Below are 17,302 nucleotides of genomic sequence, written 5' to 3'. Positions count from 1 at the left end.
CTTAACCTATAGCTAAATCGAAATTGAAGCATCCGTTAAATAGTATCAAGATGAAAGCCTCTTGCATAAGACCCGCCTTATAATAGATTGAAGTACACCCTTTACTAAAGATAGTGGTAAACTTCCTTAACACCTCCCTTCAAAACATTCTAGCTATCAGGAATTATCAATAACTACTAATGTTTCTTTTGTATTTTCTAAATGGTTTAAAATCATTTTTGAAGCTAATTCAGGATTTTTTTCTTCTATAGCTTGTACAATCTGCTGGTGTTCAATTAAAACACTTCTCATTCTCCCTGGCTTCCTAACTGCTCTCAATCCAATAAGCTGAGTAAGATTATGAAGATTCGTTAAAATTTGTTCAATAATCGTGAATTTAGCCAATTTGGTAAGAGAGAGATGGAACTCATGATCTAGCTCAATAAATCTAATCGCATCATCATTTTCCAATGCTTCCTCTTGTTGTTTTAAAATTATTTTCAATGATTTCAGCTGCTCAGTCGATGTAATTCTTTCAATAAGTTTTTTCACTGCTTCCACTTCAATAGCACTTCTTACTAAAAAGATTTCATCCTGTTCCTCTTTAGTAATTTTTTTTACGGTCATTCCCTTTCTTGGAATCGCAACAAGCAAACCTTCTTTTACCAAATCTTGAATAGCTGCTCTTACTGGTGTTCTTGAAGTATTCAGTGTTTCTGCTAATTGAACTTCTGTAAAAATTTCGTCACTTGTAATTCCACCAAATAATATAGCTTTCTTAATTTGCTTATAAACTTTATCTTGGGTTGTTTTTTCCTTCGCTATTGGCTTTAACTGAACCTCTTTCATATCAATCCACCCTTTTACTAAGTCTTTACCATACTACATTAAAAATTTGAATTTATATGAATGGTTAAACTCTTCATGTTTTATGTATACATAATACGAAAAACGCCTTATAGAAGTCAACATTTTTTTATTTTTTCTGAAATTTTTAAATAGAAGTTAATGAATCCTTACAGTGTTCAAGTCTGCCGCTTTATTAAAATATTAATATAGAGCGCTAAATGCTTCCTTTTTTTCAAAAAATTGTACAGTTTAATCCATACACCTACTAAGACTGACAGAGTCAATAATTTTATAAATAGCACTTAAAATAGGAGGTGTATCTATTAAAGGTAATAGAATCCTCCTATTCATTTGCAAGGTTCTTTCATACTAATAATTATTTGTTACTTAACAATCCCCCGCAAAAAAACTTCCCAGCTTATCTTTAATCTTCTTTCATATTCTTCTGTAGAGAAATTCACCATATAAAAGAGCGTACCATCTAACATACAAAGAAAAGCTGTCACAATAGTTTCCGTTTCAACGTATTTGTCCGATTCACTCTCTAAAATATTATAGAGTAATTTTCTAATTTCTGATTCCGATTCATTATATTTTTGAAGCATAAAATCCTTAAATTTCTCAGGAGGCACGACTCCATATCTTTTAATAAAAAAGCCCAGCTCATGATCATAAAAATATTTATTTAATTTTTCCATAAGCGTGTATAATTTTTCCTCTACAGAAGGCATGTTTAACGAACTTAATTGGTTACGCATAAAAAGATGATAATCTCTCATAACATTATTAGTGACACTTTCAAACAATTCTTCTTTACTGGAGAAATAGGCATAAATAGATGGTGCTTTAATATTTACCCTGTTTGCTATCTCTTTAAGAGATGTTTCTTCATATCCTTTTGTAGAGAATAGGATTAGAGCATGCTTCAATATTTCTTGCTTTGTTGCTTCTCCCTTACTCATCATTTCTCACCTCATTATAATATCCTCCTATTAGGATACCAATTTCAGCCCAACAATACTTATGATAATTCCACCAACAAGAACTAGCTTTTTTGCATCCTTAGGCTCCTTGAAAACCATCATGCCAATTAACACACTTCCGGCTGCCCCGATTCCTGTCCATATACCATAACCAATGCTTACAGGTATTTCCTTTAACGAGATAGATAGAGCGATGAAGCTTAACCCCATAAATATGATTAACATAATAGTTGGCTTTATTTTCGTAAAGCCTTCAGATAATTTTAAAAATATTACACCACCGACTTCCATTATTCCTGCTAGCACTAAAAATAACCAGCTCATCCTATACACCATCCTCTGTTTCAGACTGATTGGATATAAATTTAAGCCCAATAATACAGCTAATTAACATTAACACGAATACAATCTTTATAAGACTAACGGAATCCCCTAAAAATACCATGCCGACAAGGGCCGTCCCAAAAGAACCCAGACCTGTAAAAACAGCATAGGCAGTTGATATAGGAAGAAACTTTAACGCTTTAGAGAAAGCATAGAAACTTAATACCAGTAATACAACCGTTGGAATTACGACTTTTATATTTGTGAAACCATTTGAATACTTCAACCCTAAAACCCAACCTACTTCTAGAATTCCTCCAAAAATAAGAAATAACCATGCCATAAAACTGCTCCTTTATATATGTTTTTACCAATAACGTTTAACACTAATAAATATAGTATATGCTAAACAAACAATAATTTAACTAACGTTAGTTAGATTTTAAGTAAAAAAAAATAAAAATGCAACCTTTTTATTAAATATTTTTCAGAAATAATTCATTTTTTCTATTTGTTAATTTTTGCTTCTAGCTAATTGGTTGAATTTATGGTTAAGTGCCATGATATTACCCTCATTATTTCAATTATCAATTCATCCTACCTTTCTATTTAAAGCAAAATTTTTCAAATGCATCACCAACTTTTTTTCTTCTCATATTCTATAGCATCAGGTCGAATATTGAGGGGGAACTGTATGGGGATTGAATTGACCGCTCTCCATTGGATTTATGTCATATTTATCGTGCTTATTATTGGATTTATGGTGAAACGCCGTGATACTACACTTATTTGTATACTTGGCATCTTTATGCTAGCAATTGTGGCAACTGGCGATTTAACTGCCTCCATTAGTGGTGTGTTTAATAGCTTTATTTATGCTATTACAGAGCTGCTATCAACGATTCTTATTATTTCCATTATTGTTGCGATGAGTCGAGTGATGATGGCATCAGGCATTAATGAGATCATGGTTGCACCGTTTACAAAAATTATTAAAACACCTGCACTCGCCTATTGGACAATTGGTCTACTAATGATGGTTATTTCTTGGTTTTTCTGGCCCTCTCCCGCTGTTGCGCTGCTAGGGGCTGTACTCTTGCCTGTGGCGATTCGTGCGGGTTTGCCAGCACTGGGCGTTGCCATGGCGATGAATTTATTTGGGCATGGTATTGCGTTATCGAGTGATTTTGTCATACAGGGAGCGCCAAAGCTAACAGCTGATGCTGCGGGTATTCCTGTTGGGGATGTTGTAGCGGCTAGTATTCCACTTGTTATAACGATGGGCGTTGTGACAACTGTTGTTGCTTATATTTTATTGCGACGCGATATGAAGCGTGGAACACTAACACTAAACACTGCTGATGAGGCTGATAAGGAGCGTGAACAAGCAGCAACTGCACATTTACTATCTATGGGGCAAAAGCGGTTTTTTGCTGTGCTTATTCCGATTGCTTTTATAGCAGATGTGATTGCCATGTCGCTCTTCCAGCTACAGGGCGGTGATGCTACTGCATTAGTTGGTGGAACTGCTGTTTTTATTTTACTTTTGCTAAGTGTTGCTGCACATAAAAAAGAGGGGCTTGAAAAAACGACAAGCTATTTGATACAGGGCTTTCAATTTGGCTTTAAAGTGTTTGGGCCTGTAATCCCAATCGCCGCCTTCTTCTACCTCGGTGATGTCGGCTTTATCCAAATTATCGGAGATCATTTACCCGCTACCTCGCACGGTATTGTCAATGACCTAGGTGTTGGGCTTGCCGCAGTCGTGCCTTTAACAAAGGAAATAGCCGTTGTCACATTAACGGTTGTAGGCGCGATTACTGGATTAGATGGCTCAGGCTTTTCTGGTATTTCCCTTGCAGGCTCTGTCGGTAGCTTATTTGGTAATGCTATTGGTGGCGGTACGGCTACGTTAACAGCTTTAGGGCAAATCACAGCGATTTTTGTTGGTGGAGGAACATTAATTCCTTGGGCATTAATTCCAGCAGCCGCTATTTGTAATGTCAGCCCATTTGAGCTAGCAAGACGTAACTTAATTCCTGTAGTGATTGGGCTTGCTGTAACGACAATAGTAGCGATGTTTTTAATATAGTGCTATCAAAGAGCAGCATTAAGCGATGGACAGTGTTCGAGTCCATCGCTTTTAACATTAAAGGGATTTTCTTATGATGGTTGTACTGTATAGTATTTGCTTAAATCCTACTGAAGCTGTTGGGTAGCACTCTTTGCCTCATTAAATTTTTTATCCATCACAAATGCTTTTGCAAAGGGCTTTACGGTAATAATAGCTTTTGTGAACGGTATGAAGGTTAAGCTTTGTGTCATGCTAAATCGCGAATCATTACATGAGAGTTGAGTCGCTTGATTTTCTTTTTATCTAAGGTAGCAGCTTTAATACAATCCCAATATTTCACACAAGCTTTAACATGCTCTTGCTAATTAATTGCTTCAATTTAGCAGCTTCTATATTGCTTAAAACTTTGCTTAAAGCTTATAATAATGAATTAAGTTTATATCTACTCAATTGCTTGCAACAGCAAAGATAAGCAATATATCTTGCATTTTTCAATAAGCTATGCATATAATAAGAATAGACCGACAGTCGGTCATATCAGGAGGCATTCAACATGAGAGTTGTCAAAGAGCATGAGGAGCGGCGCAATGAAATATTAAATACCGCTCAGACACTTTTTGTTACAAAGGGCTATATGAAAACAACCATCAATGATATTTTACAGGCAATCGGCATTGCGAAAGGCACTTTTTATCATTACTTCAAATCGAAAGAGGAAGTGCTAGATGCCATCATTGAGCGCATTATTCAAGCAGATGTAGCAAAGGCGCAGCATATTGCCCGTGATTCCACTATGTCAGCAATAGAGAAATTATTTGCGATTTTACTAGCACAAGCACCACAGCAAGGGGATCAAAAAGAGCAATTAATTGAGCATTTTCATCAGCCAGATAACGCAGAAATGCATCAAAAAAGCTTAGTGCAGGCTGTTAACCGGCTATCACCCATTTTAACAGAGGTCATTCAGCAAGGCATTGAGGAAAAGATTTTTGATACAGATTACCCAAGGGAAACAGTCGAGTTTTTACTCGTTTCTGCACAGGTTGTTTTCGATGATGGCTTCTTTCAATGGGAGCCAGAGGAGATGTTACAAAGAGCAACAGCTTTTGTCCAGCTAATGGAGCGTGCTTTAGGAGCAAAAGCAGGGAGCTTTCAACAAATGCTAGACATTTTATTAAAATCATCTTAATGTAAAGCGATTCAATCTAGATTCGCTTTCTATTTTCCAACAATATAGACCGACAGTCGGTCTAATATAGAAGGAGGACCTTATGACATCTATTCGTAAACCTGCTTTTTCAAAGGATTTTATACTTGTTGTATTAGGTCAGATCATTTCCATTTTAGGAGCTGCTTTATTGCGCTTTGCTTTATCACTTTATGTATTAGATATAACTGGAAGAGCTGATATATTTGCTGGATTGCTCGCACTATCCAGCCTTCCACTTCTTTTATCACCCATCGGTGGAGCACTGGCTGATCGCTTTAATCGGCGTAATTTAATGGTTCTATTTGATATAGCCAGTGGTGTTATTATTTGTTGCTTATTTTTATCTTTATTGCTGCAACAGCCATCCATTGTTGTGATTGGTATTGTTATGACTTTATTAGCATTGATTAGCGCTATGTATTCGCCTGCTGTTATCGCTAGTATTCCACTTCTTGTCGCAGACAATAAGTTAGAGCAGGCAAATGGTATTGTTCAAGCAATACAGGCATTATCACAAGTAGCTGCGCCTGTTTTGGGTGGTGTACTATACGCTATACTACCTTTCAAAACACTTGTTATGGTTAGTGCCATTTTGTTTTTTTGCTCTGCCATCTTGGAAATATTTATTAAAATTCCTTTTTCCAAGCAGACACAGCCACCACCCATTTTAAAAGATTTGCAAATAGGATTTCGATACGTTGGTCAGCATAACTTTATTGTAAAGTGCATTGTCCTTGCAGCAAGCTTAAATTTTTTATTAACACCCTTCTTTATTGTCGCTGTCCCGATTATTTTGCGAATGGCAATGCAGGTGAGCGATATGCTCTATGGTATAGCAATGGGGATTATTGATTTTGCTACAATTATCGGTGCATTATCTATTGGGTTATTTGCCAAGCATCTACGCATGAATCGACTCTATCAATGGCTTTTAGTCATTGCATTATTGACGATACCGATTGCCCTTACAGTAACACCTTTCTTATTACAGCAAAGCTTTATTTTATCCATTTTAATTTTTATAGGCTGTAGTATTGCGATTGCAATGCTGATTACGATACTCTCTATTTTCGTAATCACGGCTGTGCAAAAGCAAACACCCAATGCACATCTCGGTAAAGTAATGGCTATTATTACAGCAAGCGCTCAGTGTACTGCTCCCTTTGGCCAAATTTTATATGGCATCGTCTTTGAAGCAACACAGCATGCTATGTATTGGTCGGTATTACTAATGAGCTGCGCCGTATTGCTACTAGCCCTTCTAGCAAAAAAAATGTGGCAGCAGAAAGAAAGTGAGGAAATGCTATGATTTTGCGTATGGCACAACGAGATATTATACGAAATCCCATCCTAACTTTAACTTTAATCGCCTTTATATTGCTTTCTTCTTTTTTAATGGCAAGTGCGACAACAATGATTGTTCATTTATTTACATCTGTAGAGCAATTTTTTCAGCAGGCAAAAGCACCCCACTTTGTGCAAATGCATGCAGGTCCCATTAATCAGCAGCAAATTGATACATTTGTTATGGAGCATCCTTTTATTGAAGCCCAGCAAATCGTTGATATGCTGACAATTGAACAAACACAGCTTTTTATTGAAAATCGCTCACAAAGTGAGGCAATGAATGGCAGTGTAATGGATATTAGCTTCGTTACTCAAAACCAGTTATTTGATTTGCTATTAGATGAAACAAATCAACCACTACAGGTTGCACAAGGAGAAATTGCCGTACCGATTTATTATATGGAAAAATATCATTTGCAGCTTGGCGATAAAATTTGGTTTGCCAATGAGCAAGTCGACAAGGAATTTACTATTTCAAGCTTTACACGTGATGTACAAATGAATCCATCCATTGTTAGCTCTAAGCGCTTTGTGATTCATCAGGAGGATTGGCATTCTTTAGCACAATCAATAGCACAGCATGAATATTTAATTGAATTTCTAGTGACGGAGCAGGCACAAATACAGCAGCTAGAGCAATTATATCAGGCATCTGATTTGCCACAGCAAGGACCAACGATTACGTACCCACTTTTTAAGATGCTGAATATGCTAACAGACGGTCTAAATGTGTTAATTGTGCTTTTTCTAAGTGCTCTTTTAATGGTTGTTGCGATGCTCTGCATTCGTTTAACAGTTATGACAACATTGGAGGAGGATGTGCGTGAAATTGCTGTTATGAAGGGGATCGGCATTGCGAATAAGCAAATTCGCCTGCTTTATTTAGGAAAATATATTGCGATTACTCTGCTGGCTGGCATTAGTGGTTACCTGCTATCATTGTTTATCATACAGCACTTTACTGCAAATATGGCGCACTATTTGGGGCAATTTCATATGACCACACTTCACTATTTATTGTCGCTTAGCAGTGTCGCGATAATTTGTTTAATCGCCCTTTTATATTGCTACATCATTTTAAAAAGCTGTGAACGTATTTCTGTAGTAGAAGCTTTTCGGCAAGGAGCTGCGACAGAGAAAGCGATTGCAATTGCTAGCAGTAAATTTCCATCTATCAACCTATTACTTGGCATAAAAGATATTGCAGCACGCTTTCCAATATATCGCTTAATTGGTGCAGTTTTTATTATAGCCTGCTTTATGATGCTTGTGCCACTGAATTTACTGCAAACAGTGAAATCACCAGACTTTATTACGTATATGGGCGCGAGTAAAAGTGATATACGCATCGACCTGCCCTACAACGACAATACTCGCAGGCAATTTGAAGCTATGCAAGCTACCCTTGCACAAGATGTAGAGGTGGAAAAATATACAATATTTACAACAGCAAGGTTTATGGTAGAGGTCGCAAATGGACAATATGACAGCATACAGGTGGAGATTGGTGATTTTACAGCATTTCCTTTACGTTATGTGGAAGGGGTTGCACCGACACAAAAGGATTCGATTGCCCTCTCCGTTTTACAGGCACGCGAACTCGCCGTGGATATAGGCGATTCATTAACTGTTATTGTTGAAAAAGTGCCGAAGCAATTAACCGTTTCAGGTATTTATCAGGATATTACCAACGGTGGTAAAACAGCAAAAGCACAGTTGTCAATCAGCTCGGCTACTCCTATTCTTTGGTATGTCATTAGCGTAAATATTATAGATGGCGTTGCGGCTCAAGAAAAAATAGAAACATATCGTGAGCTATTTAAAACAGCTAAAATTACAAATATGACACATTATATTGCACAAACACTTGGTTCAAATATTGCACAGCTCAAGCAAATTACCCTGCTGGCTATTATCATATCCTTATCTATTACGGTATGTATTACAGCGATGTTTATCAATATGCTGCTTGCAAGGGATGCAAGGCAAATCGCCATTTTACAAAGGTTAGGCTTTTCGAAGCAAGCGATTCGCACACAATATATAACACGTGCCATAACGCTTTTAATTATCGCCATTATAATAGGAACAATTTTATCTAACACTCTTGGGCAATATTTAATTAACAGGCTCGCTATGCTTATTGGTGCATCACATATTACATTAATAAGCCAGCCATTACAGGTGTATTTCTTCTATCCATTATTATTTATTTGCGCCGTTACGTGGACTGTTGTATTAGCAACGGCAAAGCTACAACGACAATCTGCCATTACAACATTAGGAGGAAACGAATGATGACAATTTTAGAAGTACAGCATTTACACAAAATATATGTTCTCGGCAATACAGAGCAGCACGTATTGAAAAATATTCAGCTGACCCTTCAAAAGGGAGAGTTTGTTGCGATTATGGGGCCCTCAGGCTGTGGTAAATCTACTTTACTTTATACAGTCAGTGGCATGGATCAAGCAACATCAGGTCATATTACCTTTCTACAGCATACTATTGGCACGATGGCTGAGCCACAATTAGCACAATTACGACTTGAAGCAATGGGCTTTATTTTTCAACAGCACCATCTATTAAAAAATTTAAATTTATTCGACAATATCATTTTATCTGCTTATTTAGCGAAAAAAGAAAGCCGTCAAAAAATTAATATGCGCGCTACACAGCTAATGGTAAAGCTAGGTATTGCACAATTAGCTAAGAACGATATTACTCAAGCATCTGGTGGGCAATTACAAAGGGTTGCCATTTGCCGTGCATTAATAAACAACCCAGTCATTTTATTTGGCGATGAACCAACAGGGGCTTTAAATACAGCCGCTACTTCAGAGGTAATGGACGTCTTAGCAACGATTAACCAAGAAGGCACAACGATTTTACTTGCTACCCATGATGCCAAAGTTGCTGCAAAAACCGAGCGTGTATTATTTATGCTCGATGGCGAAATTATTGCTGAAACAACTCTAGGAAAATACAATCCTATAAATAATGATTTATCTAAACGAGAGCAACAGTTGAATCGTTGGCTTGTGCAGCTTGGGTTTTAATAAAAAAGGTTAGGCTAAAACAACAAAGGACGTGTCTGAAAAGCAATTTTAAGATATGTCCTTTGCGAATAAGGCGAAGCTACCAGCCAGATTTTCACAATGCATTTATCCCCTATATTTAGAAATAAAGGTGATTACATCTTACATATTAAAATATCCCCTTTTATCTATCGGTGTCCAGATAAATAAAAATCCCACGAGTAAAAAAGCTAGAAGGAGCGAAAGAATGCTTCCTAATCAAGTTGAGCAAATTTTGCAAATCTATCACGTAATTTATTTTTAAGATCTTCTCATTATCAATAATAACAACAATAGATAATAAAAATTGCATTACCTTTTTACTGTACATCTTTAAAAAAAATATATATTATATTTTTTGATAATGTTCTCATATTGATAACATTCGATTGCTTCCCCTGATACCATCTCATTTTTCTTGATAGGAGGATCGGTTAATGCGTAATAAAGCAGAGGTATTAATGCATCCTGTGAGAATGAAAATTTTACAGGCTCTGATGCACAATAAAGAAGAAGGTTTAAGCACGTTGGAGATGATTTCTGTTATTAAGGATGTACCACAGGCTACCTTATATCGTCATATCCAAATTTTAGTCGATGAAAACATTATAAAAATTGTGAAGGAACGAAAGGTACGTTCCGTTACAGAGAAATTTTATGCATTAAATGAAGGAGCAGCAAAACTAAGTAAGGAGGATTGGACACAGCTTACAACAAAGCAAAAATTAAATTATATTTCCTACTATCAATTGGCTTTGTTATCACAATATCAAAATTATTTACATTCCCTTGATGAAAAAGAAAGCACGACAGATTTAGCAACTTTTTCCTTAGCTGATTTGACATTAACAAAAGATCAATTTATGAGTTTTGATCGTGAATTAAATGATTTATTAACCAAATACTATAATATGGCTGACTCAAGTAAGGACGCTGAAACAAAAACAATTGCGATCAATATTATTCCAAAACCTTAGGTCGATTTTGTCTAAAGAAATGGAGAAGATTTATGAAAAAAGGAAAGTTATCAGAAACTATACGAAAATTTATTATGATTGTTATTGGCGCAGCTATTGCTGGCTATGGACTGGAGGCAGTATTAATTCCAAACAACGTTATTGATGGCGGTGTAACAGGGATTAGTATTATGGGAGCACATCTTTTTGGTATTCCATTAGGAGTGCTACTGTTCATCTTAAATATTCCATTTGTTTATATTGGCTATAAACAAGTAGGAAGAACATTTGCTTTAATGAGTAGTATAGGTATTGCTGCGCTATCTATTGCTACAGTTTTGTTACATGATGTTGAAACAATTTTAGGACCAAGCGATCCCCTTCTCATTGTTTTATCGGGCGGTATCTTGCTTGGTGTTGGTATTGGAATTGTCTTACGTAATGGCGGTGCTTTAGATGGTACTGAGGTATTAGCTGTTCTATTATCACGTAAAGTACCATTTTCAGTCGGTGATATTATATTATTTATTAATGCCTTTATTTTCTTAGGGGCAAGCTTTATTTTCGGCTTAGAAAGTGCCTTATATTCAGCATTAACCTACTATATTGCGAAAAATGTGATTGATATTATTCAGGCAGGTTTAGAAAAATCGAAAGAAGTCCGTGTGGTCAGTGCCAAGTCAGAGGAAATTGGTGATGCTATCCAAGCTCGTTTAGGGCGTGGTATTACCTACACACATGGGCGTGGTGGCTTCTCTAACGAACCAACTGAAATTTTATACTGCGTTATTAACCGTATGGAGGAAACTAAGCTAGTTTCTATTATTAAAGATATCGACGATGGAGCTTTTGTGGTAATTTCAGATGTTGCTGAGGTTCGTGGTGGTAACTTTAAGAAGCGTGATATTCACTAATTTATATAAGGTGGGAGCCTACAATTTGCTAGGGTCCCTCTTTATTTTATTTCATGGGAGTCTATCCGCCACTTCTGCTGTTCTATCCGTCATTCTCGAAGTGCTATCCGTCACTTTTGCCATTCTATCCGTCACTTTCCTTAGACACTCAAAGGAGGAGCCCCTATGGACCTTTTTATTGCTAGCAACCGTCAATTACCTATCCGTTATTATCAGCAAGAAGCAGTTTGGATTCGGCGTGGAGGTAATCTCAGGCTTCCTCATTTAACATTGCCATTTTTTGTTGAAGTAGAAATCAAACATCCTTCTCACCTATCAATTATTAGAGATTATATTATTGACCTTCAACAGCAATATAAGCAGACAGAAATTCAAATTTTGATTAACAATACGGCTCTTTTAGCTACAATGCACGAAATAGTTTCCAATCGTCAGCAAACACATCATATGATAACCGTCTATCAACTTGAATCATCTTAATTATTTCTTACAAAAAATATGCATACAATTGCTATTAGTAGAATAGAAACCTATATAAAGAGTAATTTTCGTTATGTGAAAAATAAAGTGGGGTGTGAAAGGATGCTGAAAGTAAATGATGCAAAAGAGATGGTACTGAAAATTGTGCAGGGTGATCCGTTATTTGCTGTGCTACAACATACGCCTTTAGAGGAAGTTCTCTATCAGGATGCTTATTTAACAACTATTGATGAAGCCCAACATTATACGATTGCAGAGGTTGCTAGCTGGTTTGATAGTACAGATGCGATGCTACGCTATTATTTAAAACCATTTGAGCAATATATTTTTGACAATACCACGCCTAACGCAAATGGTAATATTCGTTTATATCTTCCAGCTATCGTCAGACTACGCATGATTTTATTATTAAAGGATGAGTACCGTGTAAAGGGGATTAAACATCTACTTGGGCTTGATGATCATGGTCAGCTACTCAAGCATCAAATTACTGCTACAACAAGTGATGCAGAGGAGCTCTCTCATAAGGTAGATGTGCTTGGAAATGTTTTGCATCAAATGATACAAACAGGGCTTTTTCAGTTTGTACCAAATGATGAGCAGGAGGCTTTGCAGGTAACTATTAATCAGGATTTTTTTACGTATACAATTCAGCAAGAAACATTGGCACTTCAGCAGGAAAATAACCATCTTCAACAGCAAATTTTTGAGCTGCAAGAAAATAGCGTAAAGGATATTGTGCAAAAAATTCGAGAGCGCCATATTGAAAATGAAATCGTATCGACTTTACGAACGGAGGCATTACAGCAATTTGCGCTTAATCATAAAGCAGGCTTTTTGACAAGGATGTTTAAATCCTCCCAAATTGAAATGGAAAAGGAGCAATTTGTGCTACGCTATATTTCACAGCATTTAGCAGAGCGTTTAGAGGTTGCACTGAATGATTACTATGAAAAATAAGGAACATGATGGGCTACTACCCTCATGTTCTTTTTTTAGACTGAGGATACAAGCGTGCCGACAAATCTTAGTAATCGAAAATGAATCATAACCATTTCCTCCACGCTTAAATCCTGATTTCCTCTATCTAGCCATTCCTGAATGACACCTAAAATAGCAGAAGCAATAAAGGCTTGGAAATATTGCTGGAATTCTGGGTCTTGCACTTCTTTGCGTACAATGGCTAATCGATCTAAAATATGATTGCTAAAAATTATTTTTACCTTTTTCGCAAATGTAGGGCTTCCCTGCTCTCCTAGTAACACCCGAAAGGCAGGGGCATGTTCTTTAATGCATGTAATCACATTGATAAATGGTGGATATAGATGCCCTGTTTGTAAAGTTTGAAAGGCTTCCACTGGCTGCACCTTTTTGACACGACTCTCTAGCTCCATCAATAACTCCTGCTGGATATCCTCCATTACCGCAAATTTATCCGCATAATGTAAATAAAATGTGCCTCGATTAATATGGGCGGTTAATGCTAAATTTTTAACGGTTACACGCTCAAAGCCTACCTCCTCCATTTGTTGAATAAATGCTTTTTTTATCGCCTGCTTTGTTTCAAATGTCATTTGTTCATGTATCGACATAGCTACTCCTCCATTTACTTAACACATGGCTGCAAACTGTTTATTGTATTTGCTCCTATGCTACCGTAAAATTTTTATCAAATCAACACTGTGTTCAGTGAAGGAGTGATCGTTATGGAGAGCTATGCTATTTCTATTCATAACCTTGAAAAAAGCTTTAAGCATAAACAGGTTATTGCCCCTCTTTCCTTGGCTATTCCAAAGGGACAATTAATGGGCTTGCTTGGTCCATCAGGCTGTGGCAAAACAACATTGATTAAAATGATTATGGGGATGCTAAAGCCAGATCAAGGCACTATTCAAGTATTGGATTTTGCTGTGCCGCATCAGCAATTATTAAAAGCTATTGGCTATATGGCACAAAATGATGCGCTTTATCAAGATTTAACAGGTGCAGAGAATCTACATTTTTTTGCAAGGCTTTATTGTTTGTCAAAAGAGGAGCGTATGGAGCGTGTAGCCTATGCTGCCAATCTTGTGCGCTTAACAGATGATCTACAGCAAAAAGTCATCAATTATTCTGGAGGAATGAAGCGTAGATTATCGCTTGCCATTGCACTTATTCAAAATCCACAGCTATTAATTTTAGATGAGCCAACAGTTGGTATTGACCCTGTGCTAAAAAGGGAGATTTGGCAAGAGCTTATTCGTTTAAAAGAGGAAGAACAAAAAACGATTTTAGTCACAACCCATGCAATGGATGAGGCGGAAAGATGCGATCAGCTAGCCATGCTAAGAAGTGGACATATTATTGCACAGGGCACACCGCAAGCATTAAAAGCACATTATCAAGCGAAAGATTTTGATGAGGTGTTTTTAAAAGCTGGAGGTGATGTACAATGAGAATAGGCGCCATTATCACAAGAATTACTCAACAAATGAAACGAGATAAACGCACGCTCGCCTTACTATTTTTAGCACCACTTCTTGTACTCTCATTAATGTACTTTATTTTTAATAGTAATGAGCCTGCGATTACACTTGTTGTTTCCAATGGTTCTGCACCACTTATGGAAAAGCTAGAGAGCACAGATTTTACAATTATTGAAGATCAAGATTTTACTAAAAAGCAGTTAGCAGAAAAAGAGTACACTGGCTGGCTGGCTATCGACCAACAGACTATAAAGCTCACTTTATTAAATGATGACCCTTCTCAGGCAAAGCTTTTAACGATGCAGTTGGCACAAATTTTACAGCCTACGCAAGTTTCTACAGGTAATCTCGAAACAGACTATATTTATGGTGATAGGGATACAGTTATTTTTGATATTTTTAGTCCTATGCTAATTGGCTTTTTTGTGTTCTTCTTTGTCTTTTTAATTACAGGCATCGCTTTATTAAAAGAACGTACTTCAGGCACATTGGAGCGGTTGCTGGCAACACCTATTAAACGCTCAGAGATTGTCGCAGGCTATATGATTGGCTACGGTTTATTTGCCCTGCTACAAACAATTATTATTGTGTTATTTGGTATTTATGTACTTGATATTGTCCATATTGGCTCGATTTGGCTTGTTTTATTGATTAATATGATGGTTGCCCTTGTATCCCTATCCTTAGGTGCATTGCTATCAAGCTTTGCGGCGTCAGAGTTTCAAATGATGCAATTTATTCCGTTGGTCATTGTGCCACAGGTATTTTTTTCAGGGCTTTTCCCGCTTGATAATATGGCGGAATGGCTGCAAAATCTCGGTCATATTATGCCTCTGTATTATGCAGCAGATGCTTTAAATGGTGTGATGTATAAAGGCTATTCCTTCAACGAGATTCTGCTAAATCTCATTGTGCTCGCTTGTTTTGCCATCGTCTTTATTGTCTTAAATATTATAAGCTTAAAAAAATATCGTTCATTATAAGTCATCGTCTAAGGTTCTAAAGCAGAGCCTTAGACGTTTTGAAAATCTTCCTCTGATAGCACCTCAATGCCATGTCTTCGTAATAGCGCAGTCGTTACCCCTGCCCCAGCGATTTTAGTACCGTTAAAATCACCATTATAAATCATCACACTGCCACAGGATGGGCTATATTCCTTTAAAATAACCTTTGTTGCGCCTACTTCTAGTGCCTTGTGCAATGTTGCATAAGCACCCTTGACATATAGCTCTGTAACATCACGACCTGATTTTTCAACCACGGCTGCTTTTCCATCGAGAACATCTTCTCCAATGCCACCTACAATTTCAGCAGGTTCACGGGGTGTTGAAAAGCCTCCCATAAGCTCAGGGCAAACCGTGACAGCCTTATTGTCTAGTACAAGCTTTTGTATTTGCTCATCCAAACTATTTGTGCCATTGTACCGAATATTCAACCCTGCTAAACAAGCGCTAATTAAAATCATGACTATCCCTCATTTCCTTATAGCTGATTGCTCTCTCATAAGTGTAGCACGATAACGAAGCCTATACTGCCCCCACTATGTTTGAAAATAATCAGGCGTTTTATCGTTTTCCGACAGAAGACTCCCACTTCAAGGAGCGTTAGCGAGTAAGTGGGGGTAGTTCAAGTATCTTATTACTTACATTAGTCTTAGCAACGCTAAAGGATTCTATTTTGCAAATCAAAGGGCTTATTTGGCTGCTACCGCCACTCCATCTTTCACTTGAAATCATGAATAGCGGCGACCAGCTAAAGACGATACCAAATCATTTTTATTGGCGATTTCTTTGGCTAATAGTTTATGCAAGCTTTATTATCTATTTATTCTTCCTCTTGTCCAAGCTAAAAAGGAAATAATTCAATAAAAGGAGATGTTTCTCGGGTTACTCAAAGCATCTCCTTTTATATGTAGTTAACAAGGAAATCGTTAATAGGCTACAGAAAAATGCGTCAACTGTACGGACGACTAAGATGCCATAGCTGTGTAATGGCTGCCAAGCAATAGCATACCACAAGCATATAAAACTAAATGTTACGCCAAAAACAGCCATCCAAAAAAGGTATTTCTGCTTTGGATATATAGTTGGTAAGGAGCTCTTGGAAGAATGGGCTGCTCTCTTATATACATAGCCTATAATTAACGCAATTCCAAGCAATGTGCTACCATGCTGTAATAATTTATAAATAGGTATTTGAAAACCGCCTATCTGGATGGTTTGTGATAGTATGGTTAATTTTGTCACCATAAACCCATGCTGATGTGTAAAGGAATCCCAAACAACATGCGTTAGCATTCCCAAGAGTGCTGAATAACTAAAAATAATTACATTGATCAGCTTGCTTTTAGTTAATGGCTGATAGGTTATATCTTGCAACCATCTTGGTAAATGCTGCATAAGGCTTTGCGAGATGCATACACGATAAATTATATAAAAAAGCATTATAAGCGGTAAATTAAACATAAAGAAGCCTGTTAAGCTATGACCAATTTCTGCGATTGGTCTGCCTCTCACAAAATATTCAAAGTCAGGAGCCATGCTTCCTAGTACAAGCGCTGAAAAATGAATATATTTGCTTTTTCTCGAAAAAGGCAGCACGGCAGCTGGATGTGCAAATGTTAATGGCATACGCTCACCTCCAT

At 37.0% G+C, this 17,302-nt stretch carries 18 protein-coding genes; 11 read left to right on the top strand and 7 right to left on the bottom strand.

Annotation, left to right across the window (positions count from 1 at the left end):
• Window positions 1-156 precede the first annotated feature (156 nt).
• The 4 genes from MHB42_RS06405 to MHB42_RS06390 form a co-directional block, all read right to left on the bottom strand.
• Window positions 157-828: a GntR family transcriptional regulator gene (locus tag MHB42_RS06405; protein ID WP_340805119.1), complete on the bottom strand. Its 672-nt coding sequence runs from the start codon at window positions 826-828 to the stop codon at window positions 157-159.
• A gap of 383 nt (window positions 829-1,211) precedes the next feature.
• Window positions 1,212-1,793, bottom strand: a complete 582-nt coding sequence (locus MHB42_RS06400; RefSeq protein WP_340805117.1) for a TetR/AcrR family transcriptional regulator — start codon at window positions 1,791-1,793, stop codon at window positions 1,212-1,214.
• Window positions 1,794-1,820: 27 nt separating this feature from the next.
• Complete coding sequence (locus tag MHB42_RS06395; RefSeq protein WP_340805116.1) at window positions 1,821-2,135, bottom strand: DMT family transporter; 315 nt, start codon at window positions 2,133-2,135, stop codon at window positions 1,821-1,823.
• 1 nt (window position 2,136) lies between these two features.
• Window positions 2,137-2,478 carry a DMT family transporter gene (locus tag MHB42_RS06390; protein ID WP_340805113.1) on the bottom strand — a complete coding sequence of 114 codons (342 nt, stop codon included), beginning with the start codon at window positions 2,476-2,478 and terminating at the stop codon, window positions 2,137-2,139.
• Window positions 2,479-2,829: 351 nt separating this feature from the next.
• Here MHB42_RS06390 and MHB42_RS06385 point away from each other — a divergent pair, with 351 nt between their 5' ends.
• The 9 genes from MHB42_RS06385 to MHB42_RS06345 all read left to right on the top strand — a co-directional run bounded on the left by MHB42_RS06385 (window position 2,830) and on the right by MHB42_RS06345 (window position 13,153).
• A complete protein-coding gene (locus MHB42_RS06385; protein ID WP_340805112.1) occupies window positions 2,830-4,227 on the top strand; it encodes a hypothetical protein in 1,398 nt (465 codons plus the stop codon).
• Between the two features lie 535 nt (window positions 4,228-4,762).
• On the top strand, window positions 4,763-5,398 hold the full coding sequence (locus MHB42_RS06380; protein ID WP_340805110.1) for a TetR/AcrR family transcriptional regulator: 636 nt from the start codon (window positions 4,763-4,765) through the stop codon (window positions 5,396-5,398).
• Window positions 5,399-5,480: 82 nt separating this feature from the next.
• Complete coding sequence (locus tag MHB42_RS06375; RefSeq protein ID WP_340805108.1) at window positions 5,481-6,728, top strand: MFS transporter; 1,248 nt, start codon at window positions 5,481-5,483, stop codon at window positions 6,726-6,728.
• Window positions 6,729-6,736: 8 nt separating this feature from the next.
• On the top strand, window positions 6,737-9,064 hold the full coding sequence (locus MHB42_RS06370; RefSeq protein ID WP_340805106.1) for an ABC transporter permease: 2,328 nt from the start codon (window positions 6,737-6,739) through the stop codon (window positions 9,062-9,064).
• Complete coding sequence (locus MHB42_RS06365; RefSeq protein ID WP_340805105.1) at window positions 9,061-9,825, top strand: ABC transporter ATP-binding protein; 765 nt, start codon at window positions 9,061-9,063, stop codon at window positions 9,823-9,825. Before MHB42_RS06370 ends, MHB42_RS06365 begins: the two co-directional genes overlap by 4 nt.
• 455 nt (window positions 9,826-10,280) lie before the next feature.
• Window positions 10,281-10,820 carry a transcriptional regulator gene (locus MHB42_RS06360; RefSeq protein ID WP_340805103.1) on the top strand — a complete coding sequence of 180 codons (540 nt, stop codon included), beginning with the start codon at window positions 10,281-10,283 and terminating at the stop codon, window positions 10,818-10,820.
• 32 nt (window positions 10,821-10,852) lie between these two features.
• The gene (locus MHB42_RS06355; RefSeq protein ID WP_340805102.1) at window positions 10,853-11,713 is read left to right on the top strand and encodes a YitT family protein; all 861 of its coding nucleotides are present in this window, start codon (window positions 10,853-10,855) and stop codon (window positions 11,711-11,713) included.
• A 165-nt stretch (window positions 11,714-11,878) separates the two neighbouring features.
• On the top strand, window positions 11,879-12,193 hold the full coding sequence (locus MHB42_RS06350; protein ID WP_340805101.1) for a hypothetical protein: 315 nt from the start codon (window positions 11,879-11,881) through the stop codon (window positions 12,191-12,193).
• Window positions 12,194-12,295: 102 nt separating this feature from the next.
• Window positions 12,296-13,153 carry a hypothetical protein gene (locus MHB42_RS06345; protein WP_340805100.1) on the top strand — a complete coding sequence of 286 codons (858 nt, stop codon included), beginning with the start codon at window positions 12,296-12,298 and terminating at the stop codon, window positions 13,151-13,153.
• Between the two features lie 35 nt (window positions 13,154-13,188).
• On the opposite strand, the gene MHB42_RS06340 is transcribed toward MHB42_RS06345, so the two are convergent.
• Window positions 13,189-13,785, bottom strand: coding sequence for a TetR/AcrR family transcriptional regulator (locus tag MHB42_RS06340; RefSeq protein ID WP_340805099.1), 597 nt, complete (start codon window positions 13,783-13,785; stop codon window positions 13,189-13,191).
• A gap of 114 nt (window positions 13,786-13,899) precedes the next feature.
• Here MHB42_RS06340 and MHB42_RS06335 point away from each other — a divergent pair, with 114 nt between their 5' ends.
• Entirely contained in the window at window positions 13,900-14,628 is a 729-nt protein-coding gene (locus MHB42_RS06335; RefSeq protein WP_340805098.1) for an ABC transporter ATP-binding protein, read from the top strand.
• The gene (locus MHB42_RS06330; protein ID WP_340805097.1) at window positions 14,625-15,641 is read left to right on the top strand and encodes an ABC transporter permease; all 1,017 of its coding nucleotides are present in this window, start codon (window positions 14,625-14,627) and stop codon (window positions 15,639-15,641) included. Before MHB42_RS06335 ends, MHB42_RS06330 begins: the two co-directional genes overlap by 4 nt.
• 29 nt (window positions 15,642-15,670) lie before the next feature.
• Here MHB42_RS06330 and MHB42_RS06325 read toward each other — a convergent pair whose 3' ends face one another.
• Window positions 15,671-16,123: a DUF523 domain-containing protein gene (locus tag MHB42_RS06325; RefSeq protein ID WP_340805096.1), complete on the bottom strand. Its 453-nt coding sequence runs from the start codon at window positions 16,121-16,123 to the stop codon at window positions 15,671-15,673.
• A gap of 421 nt (window positions 16,124-16,544) precedes the next feature.
• On the bottom strand, window positions 16,545-17,288 hold the full coding sequence (locus MHB42_RS06320; RefSeq protein ID WP_340805094.1) for a DUF4184 family protein: 744 nt from the start codon (window positions 17,286-17,288) through the stop codon (window positions 16,545-16,547).
• Window positions 17,289-17,302: the final 14 nt, after the last annotated feature.

Origin of the sequence: Lysinibacillus sp. FSL K6-0232, assembly GCF_038008325.1 — a bacterium.
Taxonomy (GTDB): Bacteria; Bacillota; Bacilli; order Bacillales_A; family Planococcaceae; genus Lysinibacillus.
The sequence above is the reverse complement of the archived record's forward strand: the minus strand, read 5'-3'. Positions and strand labels throughout refer to the sequence as shown.

Bases quoted from the DNA above. Each gene is read 5' to 3' on its own strand.
- MHB42_RS06405 (WP_340805119.1), bottom strand. From the start codon at position 828: ATGAAAGAGGTTCAGTTAAAGCCAATAGCGAAGGAAAAAACAACCCAA.
- MHB42_RS06400 (WP_340805117.1), bottom strand. From the start codon at position 1,793: ATGATGAGTAAGGGAGAAGCAACAAAGCAAGAAATATTGAAGCATGCT.
- MHB42_RS06395 (WP_340805116.1), bottom strand. From the start codon at position 2,135: ATGAGCTGGTTATTTTTAGTGCTAGCAGGAATAATGGAAGTCGGTGGT.
- MHB42_RS06390 (WP_340805113.1), bottom strand. From the start codon at position 2,478: ATGGCATGGTTATTTCTTATTTTTGGAGGAATTCTAGAAGTAGGTTGG.
- MHB42_RS06385 (WP_340805112.1), top strand. From the start codon at position 2,830: ATGGGGATTGAATTGACCGCTCTCCATTGGATTTATGTCATATTTATC.
- MHB42_RS06380 (WP_340805110.1), top strand. From the start codon at position 4,763: ATGAGAGTTGTCAAAGAGCATGAGGAGCGGCGCAATGAAATATTAAAT.
- MHB42_RS06375 (WP_340805108.1), top strand. From the start codon at position 5,481: ATGACATCTATTCGTAAACCTGCTTTTTCAAAGGATTTTATACTTGTT.
- MHB42_RS06370 (WP_340805106.1), top strand. From the start codon at position 6,737: ATGGCACAACGAGATATTATACGAAATCCCATCCTAACTTTAACTTTA.
- MHB42_RS06365 (WP_340805105.1), top strand. From the start codon at position 9,061: ATGATGACAATTTTAGAAGTACAGCATTTACACAAAATATATGTTCTC.
- MHB42_RS06360 (WP_340805103.1), top strand. From the start codon at position 10,281: ATGCGTAATAAAGCAGAGGTATTAATGCATCCTGTGAGAATGAAAATT.
- MHB42_RS06355 (WP_340805102.1), top strand. From the start codon at position 10,853: ATGAAAAAAGGAAAGTTATCAGAAACTATACGAAAATTTATTATGATT.
- MHB42_RS06350 (WP_340805101.1), top strand. From the start codon at position 11,879: ATGGACCTTTTTATTGCTAGCAACCGTCAATTACCTATCCGTTATTAT.
- MHB42_RS06345 (WP_340805100.1), top strand. From the start codon at position 12,296: ATGCTGAAAGTAAATGATGCAAAAGAGATGGTACTGAAAATTGTGCAG.
- MHB42_RS06340 (WP_340805099.1), bottom strand. From the start codon at position 13,785: ATGTCGATACATGAACAAATGACATTTGAAACAAAGCAGGCGATAAAA.
- MHB42_RS06335 (WP_340805098.1), top strand. From the start codon at position 13,900: ATGGAGAGCTATGCTATTTCTATTCATAACCTTGAAAAAAGCTTTAAG.
- MHB42_RS06330 (WP_340805097.1), top strand. From the start codon at position 14,625: ATGAGAATAGGCGCCATTATCACAAGAATTACTCAACAAATGAAACGA.
- MHB42_RS06325 (WP_340805096.1), bottom strand. From the start codon at position 16,123: ATGATTTTAATTAGCGCTTGTTTAGCAGGGTTGAATATTCGGTACAAT.
- MHB42_RS06320 (WP_340805094.1), bottom strand. From the start codon at position 17,288: ATGCCATTAACATTTGCACATCCAGCTGCCGTGCTGCCTTTTTCGAGA.